This is a genomic window from Nocardia rhizosphaerihabitans, assembly GCF_014646295.1.
Taxonomy (GTDB): domain Bacteria; phylum Actinomycetota; class Actinomycetes; order Mycobacteriales; family Mycobacteriaceae; genus Nocardia; species Nocardia rhizosphaerihabitans.
Genome location: NZ_BMNE01000001.1, coordinates 1,165,035 through 1,183,729, shown reverse-complemented (window position 1 = coordinate 1,183,729; position 18,695 = coordinate 1,165,035). Strand labels below are relative to the sequence as shown.

21 protein-coding genes are annotated in these 18,695 nt (G+C 68.5%); 13 read left to right on the top strand and 8 right to left on the bottom strand.

What is annotated here, in order from left to right:
* Positions 1–211: 211 nt before the first annotated feature.
* Together IEY60_RS05285 and IEY60_RS05280 are read left to right on the top strand one after the other, a co-directional pair.
* On the top strand, positions 212–589 hold the full coding sequence (locus tag IEY60_RS05285) for a DUF4254 domain-containing protein (RefSeq protein WP_229739551.1): 378 nt from the start codon (positions 212–214) through the stop codon (positions 587–589).
* A gap of 57 nt (positions 590–646) precedes the next feature.
* Entirely contained in the window at positions 647–1,558 is a 912-nt protein-coding gene (locus IEY60_RS05280; protein ID WP_229739606.1) for a thioesterase domain-containing protein, read from the top strand.
* A 36-nt stretch (positions 1,559–1,594) separates the two neighbouring features.
* Here IEY60_RS05280 and IEY60_RS05275 read toward each other — a convergent pair whose 3' ends face one another.
* A complete protein-coding gene (locus IEY60_RS05275) occupies positions 1,595–2,458 on the bottom strand; it encodes a helix-turn-helix domain-containing protein (protein WP_189024330.1) in 864 nt (287 codons plus the stop codon).
* Positions 2,459–2,885: 427 nt separating this feature from the next.
* On the opposite strand from IEY60_RS05275, the gene IEY60_RS05270 reads away from it, so the two are divergent.
* A complete protein-coding gene (locus IEY60_RS05270) occupies positions 2,886–3,245 on the top strand; it encodes a DUF4254 domain-containing protein (RefSeq protein ID WP_019048160.1) in 360 nt (119 codons plus the stop codon).
* Between the two features lie 4 nt (positions 3,246–3,249).
* Here the strand turns inward: IEY60_RS05270 and IEY60_RS05265 are convergent, their stop codons facing one another.
* A complete protein-coding gene (locus IEY60_RS05265; RefSeq protein WP_189024327.1) occupies positions 3,250–3,972 on the bottom strand; it encodes a GntR family transcriptional regulator in 723 nt (240 codons plus the stop codon).
* A 97-nt stretch (positions 3,973–4,069) separates the two neighbouring features.
* On the opposite strand from IEY60_RS05265, the gene IEY60_RS05260 reads away from it, so the two are divergent.
* The 6 genes from IEY60_RS05260 to IEY60_RS05235 all read left to right on the top strand — a co-directional run bounded on the left by IEY60_RS05260 (position 4,070) and on the right by IEY60_RS05235 (position 9,905).
* Positions 4,070–5,197 carry a TIGR03364 family FAD-dependent oxidoreductase gene (locus tag IEY60_RS05260; RefSeq protein ID WP_189024325.1) on the top strand — a complete coding sequence of 376 codons (1,128 nt, stop codon included), beginning with the start codon at positions 4,070–4,072 and terminating at the stop codon, positions 5,195–5,197.
* Positions 5,198–5,204: 7 nt separating this feature from the next.
* Entirely contained in the window at positions 5,205–5,882 is a 678-nt protein-coding gene (locus IEY60_RS05255; protein WP_189024323.1) for a phosphonatase-like hydrolase, read from the top strand.
* 82 nt (positions 5,883–5,964) lie between these two features.
* Complete coding sequence (locus IEY60_RS05250; RefSeq protein ID WP_189024321.1) at positions 5,965–7,011, top strand: 2-aminoethylphosphonate ABC transporter substrate-binding protein; 1,047 nt, start codon at positions 5,965–5,967, stop codon at positions 7,009–7,011.
* Positions 7,012–7,039: 28 nt separating this feature from the next.
* The gene (locus IEY60_RS05245) at positions 7,040–8,212 is read left to right on the top strand and encodes an ABC transporter ATP-binding protein (protein ID WP_189024319.1); all 1,173 of its coding nucleotides are present in this window, start codon (positions 7,040–7,042) and stop codon (positions 8,210–8,212) included.
* Positions 8,209–9,105, top strand: coding sequence for a 2-aminoethylphosphonate ABC transporter permease subunit (locus IEY60_RS05240; RefSeq protein ID WP_189024317.1), 897 nt, complete (start codon positions 8,209–8,211; stop codon positions 9,103–9,105). Before IEY60_RS05245 ends, IEY60_RS05240 begins: the two co-directional genes overlap by 4 nt.
* A 2-nt stretch (positions 9,106–9,107) precedes the next feature.
* Positions 9,108–9,905 carry an ABC transporter permease gene (locus IEY60_RS05235; RefSeq protein ID WP_189024315.1) on the top strand — a complete coding sequence of 266 codons (798 nt, stop codon included), beginning with the start codon at positions 9,108–9,110 and terminating at the stop codon, positions 9,903–9,905.
* A 22-nt stretch (positions 9,906–9,927) separates the two neighbouring features.
* Here IEY60_RS05235 and IEY60_RS05230 read toward each other — a convergent pair whose 3' ends face one another.
* From IEY60_RS05230 to IEY60_RS05220, 3 genes are all read right to left on the bottom strand, one after another.
* Complete coding sequence (locus IEY60_RS05230) at positions 9,928–10,692, bottom strand: SDR family NAD(P)-dependent oxidoreductase (protein ID WP_189024313.1); 765 nt, start codon at positions 10,690–10,692, stop codon at positions 9,928–9,930.
* Between the two features lie 86 nt (positions 10,693–10,778).
* The gene (locus tag IEY60_RS05225) at positions 10,779–11,627 is read right to left on the bottom strand and encodes a helix-turn-helix transcriptional regulator (protein ID WP_189024312.1); all 849 of its coding nucleotides are present in this window, start codon (positions 11,625–11,627) and stop codon (positions 10,779–10,781) included.
* Positions 11,628–11,964: 337 nt separating this feature from the next.
* Entirely contained in the window at positions 11,965–12,978 is a 1,014-nt protein-coding gene (locus IEY60_RS05220) for a helix-turn-helix transcriptional regulator (protein WP_189024309.1), read from the bottom strand.
* Between the two features lie 103 nt (positions 12,979–13,081).
* On the opposite strand from IEY60_RS05220, the gene IEY60_RS05215 reads away from it, so the two are divergent.
* Positions 13,082–13,480 carry a VOC family protein gene (locus IEY60_RS05215; RefSeq protein WP_189024307.1) on the top strand — a complete coding sequence of 133 codons (399 nt, stop codon included), beginning with the start codon at positions 13,082–13,084 and terminating at the stop codon, positions 13,478–13,480.
* A gap of 256 nt (positions 13,481–13,736) precedes the next feature.
* Here IEY60_RS05215 and IEY60_RS05210 read toward each other — a convergent pair whose 3' ends face one another.
* Entirely contained in the window at positions 13,737–14,135 is a 399-nt protein-coding gene (locus IEY60_RS05210) for a PPOX class F420-dependent oxidoreductase (protein WP_189024305.1), read from the bottom strand.
* A 42-nt stretch (positions 14,136–14,177) separates the two neighbouring features.
* Positions 14,178–14,654, bottom strand: coding sequence for a DUF1772 domain-containing protein (locus IEY60_RS05205; RefSeq protein WP_189024303.1), 477 nt, complete (start codon positions 14,652–14,654; stop codon positions 14,178–14,180).
* A 217-nt stretch (positions 14,655–14,871) separates the two neighbouring features.
* Here IEY60_RS05205 and IEY60_RS05200 point away from each other — a divergent pair, with 217 nt between their 5' ends.
* On the top strand, positions 14,872–15,480 hold the full coding sequence (locus IEY60_RS05200; RefSeq protein WP_189024301.1) for a DUF4126 domain-containing protein: 609 nt from the start codon (positions 14,872–14,874) through the stop codon (positions 15,478–15,480).
* Positions 15,481–15,512: 32 nt separating this feature from the next.
* Here IEY60_RS05200 and IEY60_RS05195 read toward each other — a convergent pair whose 3' ends face one another.
* A complete protein-coding gene (locus IEY60_RS05195; RefSeq protein ID WP_189024298.1) occupies positions 15,513–16,523 on the bottom strand; it encodes an LLM class flavin-dependent oxidoreductase in 1,011 nt (336 codons plus the stop codon).
* Between the two features lie 121 nt (positions 16,524–16,644).
* Between IEY60_RS05195 and IEY60_RS05190 the strand changes: the two genes are divergently transcribed.
* Together IEY60_RS05190 and IEY60_RS05185 are read left to right on the top strand one after the other, a co-directional pair.
* Entirely contained in the window at positions 16,645–17,121 is a 477-nt protein-coding gene (locus IEY60_RS05190) for a MarR family winged helix-turn-helix transcriptional regulator (RefSeq protein WP_189024296.1), read from the top strand.
* A 46-nt stretch (positions 17,122–17,167) separates the two neighbouring features.
* A complete protein-coding gene (locus tag IEY60_RS05185; RefSeq protein WP_189024294.1) occupies positions 17,168–18,601 on the top strand; it encodes a DHA2 family efflux MFS transporter permease subunit in 1,434 nt (477 codons plus the stop codon).
* Positions 18,602–18,695: the final 94 nt, after the last annotated feature.

Genomic DNA, 18,695 nt, shown 5'->3' with positions numbered 1-18,695 from the left:
TGCCGGGTGTACGGGATCCGTGCGGCGGTGGGTTCGTTCCGCCGCACGCGATGACGCTGCTACCGGGGTGTCGTTGCCGATCCGGAGGTGTGCCAGATGAAGGTTTCGCGCGGTGACGTCGTCGGTTCGGCGGGGGAGCGGTGAGATGCGGCAGTCGGCTCGGGGGTCGATGCTGCCCTGTCGCGATGGGCTGCTCGCGGTGTTTCGTGGTTTGCCCCACGATGACCATCCGATCCTCGACGCGGCACGCGAACTGGCCCAGCTGCACGAGTTGCGGGAGCGGACACCGCTGAGCGAGTCGGCGCCGATCGACCGTCGCAGGGCTCAGCTCATGCGGGCGATCGACCGCTGGGTGATCCTGGCCGCGCCGGTGCCGTGCGCCGCGGCCGACGAGCACTGCGAAACCCTGGGCGGACTGGTCGACCGGCTGGCCAGGCACAGCGCCAAGGCGTTCGTCGCGCCGGCCGGTGCACCCGACTCGGTCTGCCACGACGAGTGGGTCCGGCTCGACGATCTCGCCGACACCTATCAGCGTCTCGTCGACGATCTGTGGGCAGGAGTGCGCAGCCTGCCCTCGCACACCTATTGACCCCCCGAAACTGTTGGGCCGGTACAGTTTTCGTACGACGTATCATTGGGCGTGAGCATGCACGCTGATTCGTCCGGCACCGGGCCCGACCCTGCCTGCGCGTGGTCGCCGGATCGGCCCGCTTCCTGTCCGGCGGTGTCCGCCGTCGACGGCGGGCGCGCCGGGTCGTCGGCCCTGTCGGTCGTGGTGCCGATTCGTCCGCGCGCCGCGTCCGTCGACGGCGCTCCGCTGTTCTGTGTGGCCGGTGACGCGGGACTGGCCTGGAATTACGCCGGTCTGGTCGCGCACATCGATCCCCGCGTACCGATCTACGGGCTGCAAGCCCCTGTGGCCCCGGCCCCGCGCACGATCCGCGAGTACGCCGCCCGCTATGTCGCCGAGATCCGCCGGATAGCCCCGCACGGTCCCTACCAACTGCTCGGCTGGTCCGCGGGCGGTTTCGTCGCCCACGAGATCGCGGTGCTACTCCGTGCCGCTGGTGACCACGTCCGGGTCGTTCTGCTCGACGCCGACCTCGCCGCACACAGAGCCGTTCCACCGCAACGGCTCTCGGCCGGGGAATTCGTGGCCCGATTCGGCCCGCTGCTCGGTGTCGAGGCCGACACGGCGGAACTCACCGCCGACGAGACCGCCGCGGTCGTCACCGCCGCCCTGGCCGGAACCCTGGAACTCACCGGCGCCGACCTGGACCGGATCGCCGACGCGGCGGACACCGCCACGCGGATGGTTGCCGGACATCGCCCCTCGCGCCTCCCCGGCGATCTGACCGTCTGCGTCGCGGGCCGTGAGCCCGACGGCGAAACCCGACGGAATCCGGAAGTCGCGGTACGCAACTGGTACCCGTACGTCGAAGGCGAGGTCACCGGCTTCGTCCTGGACGCCGCGCCCGACGAGCTGACCGCACCGGACCTACTGCCCGAGATCGCCCGAGTCCTCGGCACGGCCACCGCGACCAGCACCTCACGCTGATCGCGTTCCGCCGCGACCGATTCCGGCGGCCGGTCGCTACTGAGCGATATCGGCGCGTGCCTGAGCGATCAGCGCCGCCGAATCCCGCGGGCTCAACGCCATCGCGCGCAACTGGTCGAAGATCACACCGAAGCGGCGGATCTCGGAATGTCCTTCGACGAGGTCGTGCACCGACATGCTCTCCACATACACCAGTTCGGGGTCGACCGGATTGCGGAAGTCGAGCAGGGTGAACGAGCCCGCCATGCCGGGATGGGCGCCCGCGTCGAACGGCAGCACCTGCAGGATCACATTCTTGCGCTTGGTCTCGAGCAGCAGCCGGTCGAGCTGACCGGCCATCGTGGCAGGCCCGCCGACAACCCTGCGGATCGCCGCCTCGTCCATCACCACCCAGAGCTCGAGTGGCTCCTCCTTGGTGAGGTTGACAGCACGATCCATGCGCGCCTTCGCCCTGCTCTCCATCACCGCGGCGTCGAGGCGCGGCATCGACGTGTCGATCACGGCCGCGGCGTAGTCGAAGGTCTGCAGCAGGCCAGGCACTGTCGACGTCTGGTACTGGCGGGCCGACAGCGCCTCGGCCTCGAAATTGATGTAAGTGGCGTAGACGTCGGACAGCGCGCCCTCATAGGCGTGCGACATACCGGGTTTGAGCGCGTCGCTGAGCAGGCTGAGCGCTTCTTCACGCGTTTTCTCGTTGACCTGATACAGGTCGAGCATCGCGCCGAGAGTGCGCCGTTGCGGACGAGCCTGCGCCATTTCGATGCGATACAGCGTGGTCACGTTGATGCCGGTACGAGCGCTGACATCTTCCTTGCTCAGACCCGCGGTTTCGCGCAACTCGCGCAACATGGCGGCGAGCCGGCGCAGCCGGACGGTCAGTGTCGTGCGCTTGCCTGCCATGGTTCCCCTTCGCCTGTGGCGCGCTTCGTGAATCGCATTATTGCGCTGTGGGGCGTCGATGTCACGCGATCGGCGAAGAAGGCAGGCTGTCACGCATATCCGGAGGTCGGCGGGCACGAAGACACGCCGTAAAGCTGTGTTGCCCTGCGGATGTGACCGCCGGTTCTGTCAGGGCGGCTTTACTGCAGGAGTGACAACGCAATCTTGCGTTTCGTCTTGTGAGCGAGCATGATCCAGTTAGCCTGGTTGCGAGCAATCCGAACAGAAGACCGGGATAACCGAATCGAGAGCCAATCATGTTGGTAGACAAATCTTGGGTGTCGGGTGAATTCGGGGCGTTGCGATGAGCGCGCCGGTGATGGGGGTACTGCCGACTGCGCCGCAATTGTTGTGCGCATTTCAGGGCAGGCGTTTTCAAGATCGAGAATTGTTGCGGTCGGCGCACGCGCTCGCTGAACTGCACGAACGGCGGGCACAGGTGCGCGATGCCGCACTGATCGCCGAAATCGATTGCCGTCGCAGCGAACTCGTCGACGACATCAACGACTGGATCGTGCAGGAGATCCCGTTGCATCGCAACGGCGCGTCACTGCACACCGAGAGCCTGGGCGCCGTCGTCGACCGGATGGCGCGCAGCTGGGTGGATGCCAACCAGGCCATCGATCTCGACGGTGCGCGCAGCGACAGCACGCACAAGCACTGGTACCACCTTGCCGAGCTGGTCGACGGCTACACCGATCTGGTCACCGATGTGGCAGGCGGCAGGCGCAGGCTGCCTGAGCAGTAACCCGTCACGCGTGCTCGGGTGACAGCATCGCCTCGAAGGCGATGCGGTCACCCCGGTACAGCGATCGCACCCGTTCGATGGGTGCGCCGTCGGCGTCGACACTGCGCCGGTGCAGCAACAGCATCGGCAGCGCGGTGGTGCATTCGAGCAAGCCTGCCTCGCGCGGCGCGGCGAGCACGGTTTCGATGCGCTCGCGCGCGGCGGTGAATACGACGCCGCTCGCCCGGATCGCCGCGTACAGCGAGGTGGTCGGGTCATAACTGCCGCGCAGGCCGGCGAAGCGGTGCAGCGGCAGGTAGGTGCTCTCCAGTCCGATGCGTTCGCCGTCGGCGAGCAGCACACGTTCCAGGTGCATCACCTCGGTGCCCGGCTCCAGTTCCAGGTCGGCGGCGGTCTCCGCGTCGGCGGGGACGTCTTCCCAGCCGACGAGAATGCGGCCGGGTGTGCGGCCGAGTTTGATCGCGCCCTCGGTATAGGAGTGCAGCGACAGCGGCTGGGTGAGCTTCGGGCGCGAGACCACCGTGCCCCGGCCCCGGCGGCGAATCTTGCCCTCTACCAGCAGTTCTCGCAATGCCTGGCGCACCGTCTCGCGGGCGACGCCGAAGCGGGCGGCGAGGTCGCGTTCAGACGGCACCGGATCGCCTTCGCCGAGATCGGCCAGGATGGCGTCGATTTCGGTGCGAACCAGGAACACCTTGGGAACGCGCGTCGGGTGCGGTGCTTCCATGCCGTCCAGCCTACATGGATTGGTCTATACCAAAATTTAACCTGTCGTTCTCGCTGCCCACACCTATCGGTCTAGACCATTTGTCACCATCGGTGGCATGCGATTGGTCATCATCGGTGGCGGGATACTCGGCACCGCACACGCCTGGGCGGCGATCGCCCGTGGCCACGAGGTCGTTCAGCTCGAACGCGAACGTGAGGCACGCGGTGCGACGGTGCGCAACTTCGGCCTGGTCTGGGTCTCCGGCCGGGCGGCGGGGGAGCTGGAGCTGACCCTGCGTTCACGGGAGCTGTGGGAGGAGATCGGCGGCCGGGTCGCCGGTGTCGGATTCCGCCCGGCCGGGTCGATCACGCTGGTGCGCACACCCGCCGAACTCGCCGTCGCCGAGGCCGCGGCCGCCGGTGCGACCGCGCAGGCGCGTGGCTTCGCCCTGCTCGATCCTGACGAGGTGCGCGCGCTCAACCCGGCGCTGCGCGGCAAATACCTTGCCGGACTGCACTGCTCGACCGATGCCGCGGTGGAATCGCGCCAGGCGCTGCCCGCGCTGCGCGCCCACATGGCGAGCAGCGGCCGCTACACCTTCCACGAGGGCACCGAGGCTCGGTCGGTGCTCGATACCGGTTCGGGCGCCGTCGTCGTGGACGATCACGGCCGTCGCCACGAGGCCGACCTGGTCGTGCACTGCCCCGGCGCCGCGCACTCCGGCCTCACCCGCGAGCTGGCCGGTGAGCTGCCGGTGCGCCGGGTCCGGCTGCAGATGATGCAGACCGCGCCGCTGGGCGAACCGCTCACCACCGCGATCGCCGACGGCGACAGCTTCCGCTACTACCCGGGTTTCGCGGGCGCCGAGGTGGATTCGCTCGCCGCCGAGCAGTCCCAAACCGCGACCGCTGCCGAGCACAAGATGCAGCTGCTGTGTGTGCAGCGCCTGCACGGCGGCCTGACCATCGGTGACACCCACGAATACACCGAGCCGTTCGCCTTCGACGTCGACGAAGCGCCCTACGACCACCTCACCGAGGTGACCGAGGAACTGCTCGGCCGCAAGCTGCCGCCGATCGTGCGCCGCTGGGCCGGCGTCTACAGCCAGAGCGTCGACCCCGACACGATCGTCACCCGGGTAGAGGCCGACACCAACGTCTGGGTCGTCACCGGCCCCGGCGGCCGTGGCATGACGCTGGGCCCCGCCATCGGCGAGCAGACCGCCGACCAGATCGGACTGTGAGGAAACCATGCCGGACACCAGGATTCAGCTCGCCGCCCTCGACATAGCAGGCACCACCGTCGCCGACAATGGACTGGTGCTGCGCGCCTTCGAAGCCGCCGCGACCGCCGCCGGGATCGACACCGAAGGCCCGCGCCGTGACGAGGCCCGCCAGTACGTGGTCGACACCATGGGCCAGTCCAAGATCGAGGTGTTTCGCGCGCTGCTCGGCGACGAGAATGCCGCCCAGGCAGGCAATCTCGCCTTCGAAGCCGCCTACGACGCCCTGATCGACGAGGCCGACATCGCGCCCGTCCCGGGTGCGGTCGAGGCGATCACCGCGCTGCGCGAGGCGGGTGTGCGGGTCGCGCTGACCACCGGATTCAGCCGCGGCACCCAGGACAAGCTGCTGGCCGCCCTCGGCTGGGCCGACCTGGTCGACCTCACCCTCGCGCCGTCGGACGCGGGCCGCGGCCGCCCCTACCCCGACATGATCCTCACCGCGGCACTGCGTCTCGGCGTCGACGCGGTCGACCGGATCGCCGTGCTCGGTGACACCACCAGCGATATCGCGACCGGCCTCGCCGCGGGCGCCGGCATCGTCGCCGGCACCCTCACCGGCGCGCACTCCGCCGACCAGCTGCGCGCGGCGGGTGCCACCCACGTGGTCGCCTCGGTCGCCGAGTTCCCCGCGCTCGTTCTCTGATTGCGTGCCGCGGCAGCCGTCGCGGCAGGTCCCACCGTCTCTGCGATTCCCCCTCGACAACAAGCCGAAAGTTGCTGTGATCGTGCGTACTTCTCTTACCGCGCGCCGCCTGTCCAGGGCCGCGCTGCTGCTGGCCGGCGTCACCGCCGTCGCGTTCACCGCGGCCTGCGGTGGCACCGGCACCGAATCCGCGGACGGCAAGACCGTCACCGTGTACTCCGCCGACGGCGTCGGCGGCTGGTACAAGAACCGCTTCGCCGAGTTCACCAAGGAGACCGGCATCGCGGTCAACCTGGTCGAGGCGGGCTCCGGCGAGGTCGTCAACCGCGTCGACAAGGAGCAGTCGAACCCGCAAGCCGACGTCGTCGTCACCCTGCCGCCGTTCATCCAGAAGGCCAAGAAGTCGGGCCTGCTGCAGCCCAGCGGCATCGACACCGCAGCGATCCCTGCCCCGGACAAGGACGCCGAGGGCACCTACGTGACCCTGGCGAACAACTACCTGTGCTTCATCGCCAACCCCTCGGTCGACGCGTCCGCGCTGACCTGGGAGGACCTGCTGAAGCCGGAGTACAAGGGCAAGCTGCAGTACTCCACGCCGGGCCAGGCCGGTGACGGCACCGCGGTGCTTGTGCTGTTGCAGCAGCTGCGCGGCAAGCAGGGCGCGCTGGACTACCTGGCCGCGTTGCAGGCCAACAATGTCGGCCCGTCCTCATCCACCGGCAAGCTGCAGGCCAAGGTCGACAAGGGTGAGCTGCTGATCGCCAACGGTGACGTGCAGATGAACCTGACGACGGTGAAGGAGAAGGGCTCCGAGTTCGACGTCTTCTTCCCCGCCACCGCCGGCAAGCGCTCCACCGTGTCGGTGCCGTACGTGATGGGCCTGGCCAAGGGCGCGCCCCACAAGGATGACGCCACCAAGCTGATGAGCTTCCTGCTCGCCACCGACGCGCAGAGCAAGCTGGGCCCCGAGGCGTTCGCCGTCTCGCCGCGCACCGATGTGGCCGCTCCCACCGAGGGCGGTCCGGCCGCCGCGTTGCAGGGCGTCGACGTGGTCGCGGTCGACTGGACCAAGGTCCTCACCGAGCTGGACGCCGACCTCGCGGCGTACCAGAGGGCAACCGGCAGCTGAATCCGGCTGTGCTGTAAGGGAGTTGACGATGTCCGACGGTGACCTCCGCATGAAGTCCGCCACGCGCACCGCGGCGGCGACGAACGAGCCGGCGATCGTGTTCGACCGGGTCGGGGTCAGGTACGGCAGGGGCCGCAAGGCCGCGGTCGCGCTGGCCGATTTCACCCTGCGCGTCGCCGTCGGCGAGACCGTCGCGCTGCTGGGCCCGAGTGGGTCGGGCAAGTCGACCGCGCTCAAGGCGCTGGCCGGGTTCGTCCGGCCCACCTCGGGCGCGGTCCGGCTGGCAGGCCGCGACGTCACCGATCTCTCGCCCGCCAAGCGCGGGATCGGTGTCGTCGTCCAGTCCTACGCGCTGTTCCCGCACATGAGCGTGCACAGCAATGTCGCGTTCGGCCTGAAATCGCATCGGGTACCGCGCGCAGAGATCGGTGCGCGGGTCACCGAGGCGCTGGAAATGGTCGGGATGGCCGGTTACGCCGACCGGCTGCCGCGCGAGCTGTCCGGCGGCCAGCAGCAGCGGGTGGCGATCGCCCGCGCGCTGGCGATCCGGCCCAAGGTGCTGCTGCTCGACGAGCCGTTGGCCGCGCTCGACGCGCAGCTGCGGCACTCGATGCTCGGCGAGCTCCAGCAGTTGCGGAAAGCCTTGCCCGACACCGCGATGCTGTATGTCACCCACGATCAGGCAGAGGCGCTGGCCCTGGCCGACCGGATCGCGGTGATGCGCGATTCACGGCTGGTCGACATCGATACCGCCGAGAATCTGTGGCAGCGTCCGCCGTCTGATTTCACCGCCGGATTCCTGGGTGGCGCGAACCTGGTGCCGTGCACGGTCAATCACGTCACCGGCACCGCGGCGCTGGTCACCGCCGGTACGGCGACATTGCGCGCGCAGGCGCCGCAGCCCGGTGTCGGGCTGGCCGACTGGGCGCCGAATGATGCCGCGTTGCTGTGCATCCGGCCGCACACGATCACTGTCGGCAAGACCGGTGACCGCGACGCCCTGCGCGCCACCGTGCTGTCCTCGGTGTGGCGCGGCGCTTCGACCAGGGTCGAGCTGGCGGTCGACGGGCTGCCCGGTGAGCTCGCCGCCGACGTGCCGGGCCACTACACAGCCGAAGCCGGAGCGATCGTCGGCGTGCGGCTGCCCGACCCGGCCGGTGTGCTGATCCCGAACGCTGTCGGCGTGGAAAGCGCGTCATGAGTGCCCCCGTCCTCGATCCGCCTGTGCCGCTCGGAAATGCGAAAGTCACCGCGCCTCAGCGCTCCTGGTTGCCGGTCCTGTGGACTCTGCCACCGGTGCTCGTCGTGCTCGGCATCGCGGGCTACCCGATCCTGCGGGTACTCACCGAGTCCACCCAGACGCCGACTGGGCGCGACACCGAGGTGTGGACCTCGGTGCTCGGCTCCGAGGCGTTCCGGGAAGCGTTGTGGCGCACCGTGTCCATCGCCGTCTGCGCGACCGCGGGCTGCCTGGTGCTCGGGACGTTCCTGGCGATCGTGCTGGCATTCGTGCCGTTCCCCGGTTCGGGGGTGGTCGGCAGGCTCATCGACACGATCCTGACTCTGCCGTCGTTCCTGATCACCCTCGCCTTCACGTTTCTCTACGGGACGGCGGGCGCGGTGAACGCGCTGCTGGCCGAATTGACCGGCGCCACCCAGCCGGTCGTCGATTTCCTCACCACTCCGCTCGGGGTGATCCTGGCCGAGATCACCTACTTCACCCCGTTCGTGGTGCGCCCGGTGCTCGCCGCGTTCGCCCAGCTGCCGCGCGAACAACTCGATGTGGCAGCGAGTCTCGGTGCGTCACCCTGGCGGGTCCTGCGGCAGGTCGTCCTGCCCGAGGCGTGGCCCGCGCTCGCGGCGGGCGGCAGCCTGGTGCTGCTGCTGACGCTCAACGAGTTCGGCATCGTGCTGTTCACCGGCGCCAAGGGCGTGATCACCCTGCCCGCCTTGATCTACACCCGCGGCATCGTCACCTTCGACCTGCCCGGCGCCGCCGTGCTGGCCTCGGTGCAGGTGCTGCTCTCGCTCACCCTGTACCTCACCTACCGGCTGGTCTTCGCCCGGTTCACGGCCCGCCCGAAGGGAGACTGATCGTGCTCGTCTGGACGCCGCGCGGAAAAGCACTGGTACTAGGTGTATTCGGGCTGGTGGTGGCGGTGGTCTTCGTCGCCCCGATCGCCACCGTGGTCGCGGCCGCACTGGCGGGCAGCTGGACCGGCCCGCTGCCGTCGGACCTCGGCTTCACCAATGTGGGTAACGCCCTCAGCGGTGAGCAGGCCGCCAGCCTGGCGGTGAGCCTGCAGACCGCCGTGTTGGCAGGTGCGATCTCCCTGATCATCGGCACCTGGGCGGCACTGGCCTCGCGAGAAGCACCCGGCTGGTTGCGCCGCCTCACCGACGCTGTGTTCCACCTGCCGGTCGCGGTGCCCTCGGTCGCCGTCGGTCTCGGCGTGCTCATCGCCTTCAACGAACGTCCGCTGCTGCTCGGCGGAACCAAGTGGATCGTGATCCTGGCACACACAGTCCTGGTCCTGGCCTACGCGTTCAGCGCGGTCTCCGCCGCCCTGGACCGCCTCGACCCCGCCTACCGCCAGGCCGCCGAATCCCTCGGCGCGGGCCCGGTGCGTGTCCTGTGCCAGATCACCCTGCCGCTGCTACTGCCCGCCCTCGGTGCCGCCGCGGGCCTGGCGGTGGCACTGTCCATGGGCGAGCTCGGCGCCACGATCATGGTCTACCCCGCCACCTGGAAGACGGTGCCCGTCAGCATCTTCGCCCAGACCGACCGCGGCGAGGTGTTCGACGCCGCAGCCGGAACCACGGTCCTCGTGGTGGTGACGCTGGTGGTGCTTGTCGTCCTCGGCCGCGTGCGGGGCCGAGCTGCCCTGCGGTGAGTCGAGCAACACCGCAGTCTCGCTACAGGAGTGCGGCGGCATCCACGGCAGTGAGACCGCCGTCGACCCGGAGATCATGGCCGTTGATGTAGGCAGCGTCGCCGGAGGCCAGGAAGGCGACGGCGGCAGCGACGTCCTGGGCAGTGCCGACCCGACCGGCGGGGGACAGAGCCGCCACACCTGCCTGAGCGGCATCCGAGAGTTCGGCGCGGAAAGCCGGCGTATCGATGTAGCCGGGGCTCACCGAGTTCACGCGGATGCGGTGAGGCGCCAATTCGGCGGCAAGCGTGCGGGTCAGGTTGTGAACGGCGGCCTTGCTCGCCGAGTACAGCGCCGCACCCGGGACACCGCGGTGCAGACCGAAGGACGCGTTGATGACGATCGCGGCGTGATCGGGCAGCAGCGGCAGCGCCTTCTGGATCGTGAAGAACGCGGCCTTGACGTTGGCGGCGATCACGTCGTCGAACAGTGCACCGGTGACCTGATCGATCGGCTGGAATGAGCCGATACCCGCATTGGCAAACACCACGTCGAGCTGCCCGAAGCGTTCGGCGACGGCGGCAACCATGGTGTCGAGGTCGCCGAGATCGGTGACATCACCCGCGATACCGTATGCGCGCTCACCGAGTTCGGCCACCGCGGCGTCGAGCCGGCTCTTGTCGCGAGCGGTCACCACGACCTCGGCGCCTTCGGCGACCAACCGATGCGCGGTGGCCAGACCCATCCCACTGGAACCGCCGGTGATCAGTGCCGTCTTGCCGTCGAATCGAGAACTGTTGTGCGTCATGGATTCAGCGTGGCGGCTCGACCGACGCGCCGACAGTGCGCAGTTATCAGGGGTGTGGCACCACCAGGCTTTCCGGGCTGGGGGCGTCAGGCGGATTCGGTCAGGCGCAGCCGCGGCAGGCGGGCGAGGCGCTCGGCGGTATCGGAGCCCGGCCTCGGGTTGTACAACACCAGCGACCAATCCGGATGGTCGGCGATGGTCAGCGTGGTCGCGTCGAAGTACAGCTCGCCGACCTCGGGATGCCGGAGGGCATTCACCGCTTGCAACGGAGCACCGACCTCGTGCCGTTCCCACAGCCGCGCGAACTCCGGCTCGGCAGCAGCGAGTTCGCGCGCCACCCGGTGAAATTCGTCATCGTGCGGTGCGAGCGCTGCATCGGCACGGTACGCGGCAACAACACCGGGGGCCGCCGCATCCCACAGCTCGGGCAGCCCGCGATAGCGCGGACTGGTGAAGAAGGTAACCAGGCAGTTGTGCGGCTCGCCGTCCTCACACCCGAACACCCGCCCGGCGATGACGTTGAACGCCAGGATGTTCCAGTACCGATCCCGCACCACGGCAGGTCCACGCTCCCAGCCATCGATGAGCTGACGAATCTCAGGAGTCACCTCGGTCCCCGTCGAACCGCTCGCGGGCGGCGGATTGAGCCCGGCGAGTAGATACAGGTGCGCCCGCTCCGGCTCGCTCAACCGCAAGACCCCCGCCACGGCATCGAGGACTTCCCCCGACACCGTGATGTCGCGCCCCTGCTCGAGCCACGTGTACCAGGACACCCCGACCCCGGCCAGCATGGCGACTTCTTCGCGCCGTAGGCCGGGCGTCCGTCGACGACCCGCCGCGGGTAGTCCGACATCGCCGGGCCGAACCCGTTCCCGCCGCGACCGCAGGAAATCCCGGAGCTGGGCGCGACGGTGGACGGATGCTGTACCAGCCATGCCACCAAGCTAACTGCGCCATTGGTCGAGCCGCTCGCCGGCGGCGCATCGAGCCCGTCGAACAGGGTAGACATCGCATCCGGATGCCACTCGAAAGGACGGGGCTGTGCGTGGCCAGCCGGTGGGTCGACGTAACGCTTGTGCTGCACAGGCCGTACGGCAGTGGCGGTGAGCCTTGAGAAACTCAGCGAGCTCGGCACGATGCAGGTCGGTCATCAACATCCCTCGGGTGTTGCACCAAGCCGGACAGACAGACTGCGCAACCGACATCTCACCCCGGCGAGCAGGGCCGACGCTGCACTCCTGAGGCCCTGAACAGCCCGCGCGATCAGCGGCATTACCGAGCGTCCGGGCTGCTACCTATGGGTTTGGATCGGCCGTCGGCGGCCGCGGTGAGTCGGCGGGCCAGGGCGCGTACGGCGTCGTTGAGTGTGTCGGGGTGCTCGATGATGAACGGGCGGTTCAGGCCGGCGAGCAGGGCGGGAATCCAGTCGAGTTGTTCGGCGCGGATTCGGATCCGGACCCACGGGTCGGTGTCAGCGGGCTGCGAGTCGATCTCATGCACGGTCGCGATCGTCGCAGGGAGCAGCGGGCGGACCTGGGTGAGTGTGCCCTGGACTCGGACCGATACCTCGTGCCGATAGGGCGCGTTGGCCAATGCGGACAGCAGATGAGCGGCTGGCTCGAATTCGGCGGGCGGAGCGAACGTTCCGGGCTGTGTGCTCACCGCGGTGATGCGGTCCAGCCGGAACTGGCGTAGTTCGTCGCTGTTGCTGTCCATCCCTGTCAGATACCACCGGCCGGAGTGGTCGACGAGCGCGTACGGGTGCACGGTTCGTTGGCTGGAACGCCCGTTTCGGTCGGTGTACCCGATTGCGACCGGTCGGTGCTCGCGGGTGGCCTCGGCGAGCCGGAGCAGGACGGCCGTCTCGACGGCCACTTCCGGGCGCGCGTCGGCGGTGAATTCGACGGTGTCGATCAGTGCGTCCAGCCGGGCCGTCAGACGTGGGGGTAGGACGCGGCGGAGTTTGGCCGTCGCGCTGTCGGCTGCGCGGGCGGCCGCCGTCGGCCGGTCGGCGCCGCGGCTGGTGAGGAGTCCGAGTAATACGGCCACCGCCTCGTCGTCGGTCAGCATCAGCGGTGGCATTCGGTATCCGGGAGCGAGCCGGTATCCCCCGTAGCGGCCACGCACCGATCGGACCGGGATGTCCAGGTCGGTGAGATGTGTGACGTATCGCCTGACGGTGCGCTCATCGACGCCGAGCCGTCCGGCGAGTTCGCCGACGGTATGAGTACCGCCGGTCTGCAACAGCTCGAGCAGGGCCAGCACTCGGGCGGTGGGGCGCGTCATCGGGAAATTCTCGCATCCATACCGGGCGGAAACTGTCCGGTATCGGCTCTACCGTGGCGTGCGGCGGTGGAACCTCCGCCGCATCCGACAGCAGGAGCACACAATGAAGCTCGTCTCGATACGTCTGATCACTGACGACATCCAGCGGCTGGTCAGCTTCTATCACCACGTGACCGGCGTCGAAGCACACTGGGCTACACCGGATTTCGCCGAGATCGTCACACCGGCCGGCACCCTCGCGATCGGAAGCACCCGCACCGTGGCGCTGTTCGCTGCGGGTAGCGCGCACCCCGCCGACAATCACACGGCGATCATCGAATTCCTGGTCCCCGACGTCGATGCCGATTACCGGCGGTTGCGAGATACGGTCGAGGATTTCGTCAACGAGCCCACGACGATGCCGTGGGGGAACCGGTCGTTGCTGTTTCGCGATCCCGACGGCAACCTGATCAACCTCTTCACCCCGGTCACCGTGCAGGCCGCCGCGAAGTTCGCCGGGTGATATCCGTCCGCGCCGGACCCCGTGTCCCGGGTCCGCGGACCGATGTTGGCGGTTCGACCACTGCCTAACCGATCAACCACGATCCGCGCTCTCGCCGCGCCGAATCATGGGGCTGCATCTCACACCGGCCAGCATGGCGACTTCTTCGCGCCGCCGGGCAGATGCCGCACTGACCATGAAACCAAGGTAACAACGTGGGGGAGTCGTGGTGCCCAGTCGCACTCGAAGGCTGGTGGGATCGCGTACAAGGCCTGCACTATTCGGCGTCGCGACTGGTGAAGTCGAAGGGGCCGCCGTCGATGCCCCAGGAGATGATCCGTTCGGGGTGGATTCGGATGATCGCGCGTTCCTGGGGTGGGAACGGTGGCTCCTCGTCGTCGAGCGCCTCGGCGGTGCCGCGTATCTCGATGCCGCGAATCACATAGGGCTCCAGGGAAACCTGTTGGTCGATGACGAACGACACTCGGCTGCCCGCCTCGACATTGCGGTATTTGCGGGTGGCGCGCATCCGCATGCCTCCGATGTCGATGGTGCCGTCGGCGTTCACCCGGTAGTTGGTCGGGTTGTTCTGCACGACGCCGTCGGGGGACACGGTGGCCAGGCGACCGATCCCGGCCTCGGCGAGGAACTGCTGTTCATTGCTGGTGAAGGTCATGTCGATTACTCCTCGGTGATCAGGTGAGCTTCGCTGGTGAGATCAGAACAGGATCAGTGCGGCGCACAGACCGGCGATGGCGATGAACTGCAGGGTGACGCGGTATTTCAGGATGCTGTCCCACTTGTCCTGTAGCGCACGGGCATTGGGCGGAATGATGCCGCTCTGCGCGGCGGCGGTCTGTTGGGTATTGATCGGCTTGGCGACGCGGACGTAGAAGGCGAGCCAGGTCAGCAGGGCCGCCACCGTGATTCCTGCCGCGACAGCGGCGCCGATCTGCCCGGCCACCAGCGCGATCAGCAGTGTGAGCACCGCGGTGACCACACCGCTCACGCCGATCACCGGCATGCGTTTGTCGCCGTAGTAGTGGCCCCATCCCGCGCTCGTGGTCACGGTCGCGTCATCGAGCTTGCGGTAGACGGACCGCATGATCACGGCCCCGCAGACATCGGTGCCGTAGACGACGGCATTGGCGAGAACAGCGACGGCGGCAATGATCTGGCCGGTGACAACGAGCATTGGGGCTCCCTCTTCTGAAACTAGCATCGCTAGATGTTGAAGCAACGGTAGCATTTGCCCGCTAGTGTGTCTAGCGTTGCTAGATTTCGGCGCGATGCCGCTGGATCGCCCTCGGATCGGCAAGCCGCACATGCCCGTTCCTGCCGAGCGGACGCCACCCGAGGCCGCAGTCGCCGAGCTACCGCGAGCTGTCGGTCGGCGGGCCTACGCTGAGCGGGTGTCGGTGCTACCTCTGATCTTCACCGCGGGCTGGGCCAGCGGGATCAACGCGTATGCGGTGGTGTTCCTGCTCGGGCTGTTCGGCCGGATCGGCTGGACCGACGACGTGCCCCCGGGGCTCCAACGGGCCGATGTGCTCGTCGCCGCGGGGGTGCTGTTCCTGATCGAGGCCGTCGCCGACAAGATCCCGTACCTCGACTCGTTCTGGGACGCCGTGCATACGGTGGTGCGGCCCGCCTCGGGTGCGGTGGTGTCGGCCTTGATCGCGGGTCAGGATGATTCGCTGCCGGCTTTGTTCGCCGCGGCGGTCGGCGGGACGACCGCCTTGGCCAGTCACATCGTCAAAGCGGGCACTCGCATGGCGGTCAACACCTCACCCGAACCGGTCACCAATATCGCGCTGAGCACCGCCGAAGACCTCGGTGTCGGAGGCATTCTCACCCTCGCCATGTTCTTCCCGGTGCTGGCCGCGGTGATCGCCGCGGTGCTGCTCGCGATCGGGTTGTGGGTCGTGTACGCATGCGCCAGCCGCATCCGGCGCTATCTCCGCCGCCGCCGGGAACGGCGAGAAGCGCGAAGGACAGGCGAGGCCGCCGCACTCGAATAGTGGTCCCCGAACATGGCAAGTACTCAAACGGCTCAGCGCACCTGCGGCGCCACCTTCGTGCCCAGCAGGTCGATGCTGTGCAGGACCTGCTCCGGCGGGAGCGTGCCGACGCTGGTGTGCAGCATGAACCGGTCGAGTCCGAGGGTGTCGCGGACCTCGGCGATCTTGCCCGCCACGTAATCGGGCGTGCCGACGAACAGGGAACCGCTCTGCGAGCGCAGGGCATCGAACTGTTCGCGGGTCATCGGGCCCCAGCCGCGTTCGCGGCCGATGGTCGACATGGCCAGCGCGTACGGCGCGTAGAAGTCGTCGACGGCTTGCGCGTCGCTGTCCGCGACATAACCGTGCGCGTGCACCGCCACCGGCTGCTTCTCGTGGCCGCCCTCGGCCAGCGCCCGGTGATACAACTCGACCAGCGGCTTGAAGCGCGCAGGCTGGCCGCCGATGATCGCGATCGCCAGCGGCAGACCGAGCAGACCCGCGCGGATGACCGATTCGGGGCTGCCGCCGACCGCGATCCACACCGGCAGCGGCCGGTCGTCGGTGCGCGGATACACCGTGACGTCACGCAGTGGCGCGCGGAACCGGCCCGACCAGGTCACCGGATCCTCCGCGCGCAGCCGCAGCAGCAGGGCCAGCTTCTCCTCGAACAGTGCGTCGTAATCGGCGAGGTTGTAGCCGAACAGGGGGAACGACTCGGTGAACGACCCGCGTCCGGCCATCAGCTCGGCCCGGCCGTTCGACAAGCCGTCCAGCGTCGCGAAGTCCTGGTAGACCCGGACCGGATCGTCGGAGCTGAGGACGGTCACCGCGCTGGTCAGCTGGATGCGCTCGGTGCGGGCCGCCGCGGCCGCCAGCACGACGGCGGGGGAGGAGGCCGCGAAGTCCTTGCGATGGTGCTCGCCGACGCCGTAGACATCCAGGCCGGCGGCCTCGGTCGCGACGGCCTCGTCGACGACCTGGCGCAGGCGCTGCGCGGCGGTCGGCGCGGGCCGGTCGCCGGTGGGGTACAGCTCGGCGAAGGTGGTCAGCCCCAGTTCCATGTGAACCTCGTTTCGGGATGCGGTCTGCTCCGGTCATCTCCTAAACGGACCGCGGTCCGACGAAATTCCTCCGCCATTGCGGATGGATGCAGATTATCTATAACGAAACTAGAGTGGCCGTATGACCGCTCTCGCGCCTACCCGTACCGAACCCGACCTGTCCTTCCTGCTCGACCGGACGAGTCATGTCCTGCGCACCCAGATGGCGGCAGCGCTGGCCGAGATCGGCCTGACCGCCCGCATGCACTGCGTGCTGGTGCACGCGCTCGAGGCCGAGCGCACCCAGGCGCAGCTCGCCGAACTCGGTGACATGGACAAGACGACGATGGTCGTCACCGTCGACGCGCTGGAGAAGGCGGGGTTGGCTGAGCGCAAGCCGTCGAGTACCGACCGCCGCGCTCGCATCATCGCGGTCACGCCCGAAGGGGCGCAGCTCGCCGCGCGCAGCACCGAAATCGTCGACGGCGTGCATGAGGCCGCCCTCGGGTCGCTGCCCAAGGCGGAGCGCGAAACCCTGGTTCGCGCACTGAATCTGCTGGTGGAGGGTCATTTGTCGACCGCGGTCGAGGCTGCGCCCGCGCGTCGTGCGAGGCAATAGTCCGTAATAGATTGTCTGCAACGAAACTATCTAGTACGGTCGCTTCATGACCACTTCACAGCGCATCGCCCTCGCGGTGCTGTCGGCGGCGACGCTGATGACCATCCTCGACGGCAGCATCGTGACCGTCGCCATGCCGGCGATCCAGGACGACCTCGGTTTCTCGCCCGCCGGTCTGAGCTGGACCGTGAACGCGTACCTGATCGCCTTCGGCGGCCTGCTCCTGCTGGCAGGCCGGCTGGGTGACCTGATCGGCCGCAAGACGATGTTCCTCACCGGCAACGTCGTCTTCACCGCGGCATCGCTGCTGGCCGGTGCGGCGACCAGCCCGGCCATGCTGGTCGCGGCCCGTTTCCTGCAGGGCGTCGGCAGCGCGATCGCCGCCTCGGTGGTGCTCGGCATCCTGGTGACGATGTTCCCCGGCCCGCGTGAACGGGCAACGGCCATCGGCATCTTCAGCTTCACCGGCGCCGCGGGCGCCTCGATCGGCCAGGTGCTCGGTGGCGTGCTCACCGACGCGCTGAACTGGCACTGGATCTTCCTGATCAATGTGCCGATCGGGCTCGTGACCGTGCTGGTCGCGGTCAAGGCGCTGCCCGCCGACCGTGGGCTCGGCTGGTCCGCGGGCGCCGACGTCCTCGGTGCCGTTCTGGTGACCTCCGGTCTGATGCTCGGCATCTACACCGTCGTCGAGGTCGAGCGGTACGGCTGGAACTCGCTGCACACCGTGGGTCTCGGCGCGCTGGCCGCCGCGCTGCTGGGCGCGTTCGTCATCCGTCAGGCGACTGCCCGTAATCCGCTGCTGCCCCTGCGAATCTTCCGTTCCCGCACCGTGTCCGGCGCCAATGTGGTGCAGATGCTGACGCTGTCGGCGATGTTCGCCTTCCAGATCATCGTCGCGCTCTACCTGCAGAAGGTGCTGGGCTACAACGCTTTGCAGACCGGTTTGGCCATGCTGCCCGCCGCCGTTGCCATCGGCGGGGTGTCACTGTTCGCCTCGGCCCGGCTCATCACCCGCTTCGGTGAACGCACCGTGCTCGTCGCCGGTCTGGTGCTGCTGCTGGCCGGAATGGCGTGGCTCACCCGGCTTCCCGTGCAGGCCGACTATGTTGTCGACCTGCTGCCGATGATGGTGCTGATCGCCGGCGGCGGACTGGTCCTGCCCGCGCTCACCGGACTGGGCATGTCGGGTGCCGCGGCCGACGATGCCGGGCTGGCCTCGGGGCTGTTCAACACCACCCAGCAGGTCGGCATGGCGATCGGGATCGCGGTCCTGTCCACCCTGGCCGCCGCGCGGACCGGCACCGAGCTCGCCGTGGGTGTGTCGGATCCCGTGGCGCTGACCAGCGGTTACCGGCTGGCGTTCACCGTGGCGGCGGGGCTGCTGGCGACGGCCCTGGTCGTCAGCGTCACCGTCTTGCGACGCCCGGGCATCACCACCGAGCCCGCCCCTGCCGGAACCCCGGTTCCCGCCTTCTGAAGCGGCGGGGACCCTGCCGCCACCCCAGTTCGACCTCGCATAACGCCGTCGCCATCCTGATGGCGGCGGCGAGCTGCATCTCCGCGGGGACTCG

Coding starts and splice junctions, on each gene's coding strand:
- IEY60_RS05280 (WP_229739606.1), top strand. CDS start 647: ATGCACGCTGATTCGTCCGGCACCGGGCCCGACCCTGCCTGCGCGTGG.
- IEY60_RS05275 (WP_189024330.1), bottom strand. CDS start 2,458: ATGGCAGGCAAGCGCACGACACTGACCGTCCGGCTGCGCCGGCTCGCC.
- IEY60_RS05265 (WP_189024327.1), bottom strand. CDS start 3,972: ATGGAAGCACCGCACCCGACGCGCGTTCCCAAGGTGTTCCTGGTTCGC.
- IEY60_RS05260 (WP_189024325.1), top strand. CDS start 4,070: ATGCGATTGGTCATCATCGGTGGCGGGATACTCGGCACCGCACACGCC.
- IEY60_RS05255 (WP_189024323.1), top strand. CDS start 5,205: ATGCCGGACACCAGGATTCAGCTCGCCGCCCTCGACATAGCAGGCACC.
- IEY60_RS05245 (WP_189024319.1), top strand. CDS start 7,040: ATGTCCGACGGTGACCTCCGCATGAAGTCCGCCACGCGCACCGCGGCG.
- IEY60_RS05240 (WP_189024317.1), top strand. CDS start 8,209: ATGAGTGCCCCCGTCCTCGATCCGCCTGTGCCGCTCGGAAATGCGAAA.
- IEY60_RS05230 (WP_189024313.1), bottom strand. CDS start 10,692: ATGACGCACAACAGTTCTCGATTCGACGGCAAGACGGCACTGATCACC.
- IEY60_RS05225 (WP_189024312.1), bottom strand. CDS start 11,627: ATGGCTGGTACAGCATCCGTCCACCGTCGCGCCCAGCTCCGGGATTTC.
- IEY60_RS05220 (WP_189024309.1), bottom strand. CDS start 12,978: ATGACGCGCCCCACCGCCCGAGTGCTGGCCCTGCTCGAGCTGTTGCAG.
- IEY60_RS05215 (WP_189024307.1), top strand. CDS start 13,082: ATGAAGCTCGTCTCGATACGTCTGATCACTGACGACATCCAGCGGCTG.
- IEY60_RS05210 (WP_189024305.1), bottom strand. CDS start 14,135: ATGACCTTCACCAGCAATGAACAGCAGTTCCTCGCCGAGGCCGGGATC.
- IEY60_RS05205 (WP_189024303.1), bottom strand. CDS start 14,654: ATGCTCGTTGTCACCGGCCAGATCATTGCCGCCGTCGCTGTTCTCGCC.
- IEY60_RS05195 (WP_189024298.1), bottom strand. CDS start 16,523: ATGGAACTGGGGCTGACCACCTTCGCCGAGCTGTACCCCACCGGCGAC.
- IEY60_RS05190 (WP_189024296.1), top strand. CDS start 16,645: ATGACCGCTCTCGCGCCTACCCGTACCGAACCCGACCTGTCCTTCCTG.
- IEY60_RS05185 (WP_189024294.1), top strand. CDS start 17,168: ATGACCACTTCACAGCGCATCGCCCTCGCGGTGCTGTCGGCGGCGACG.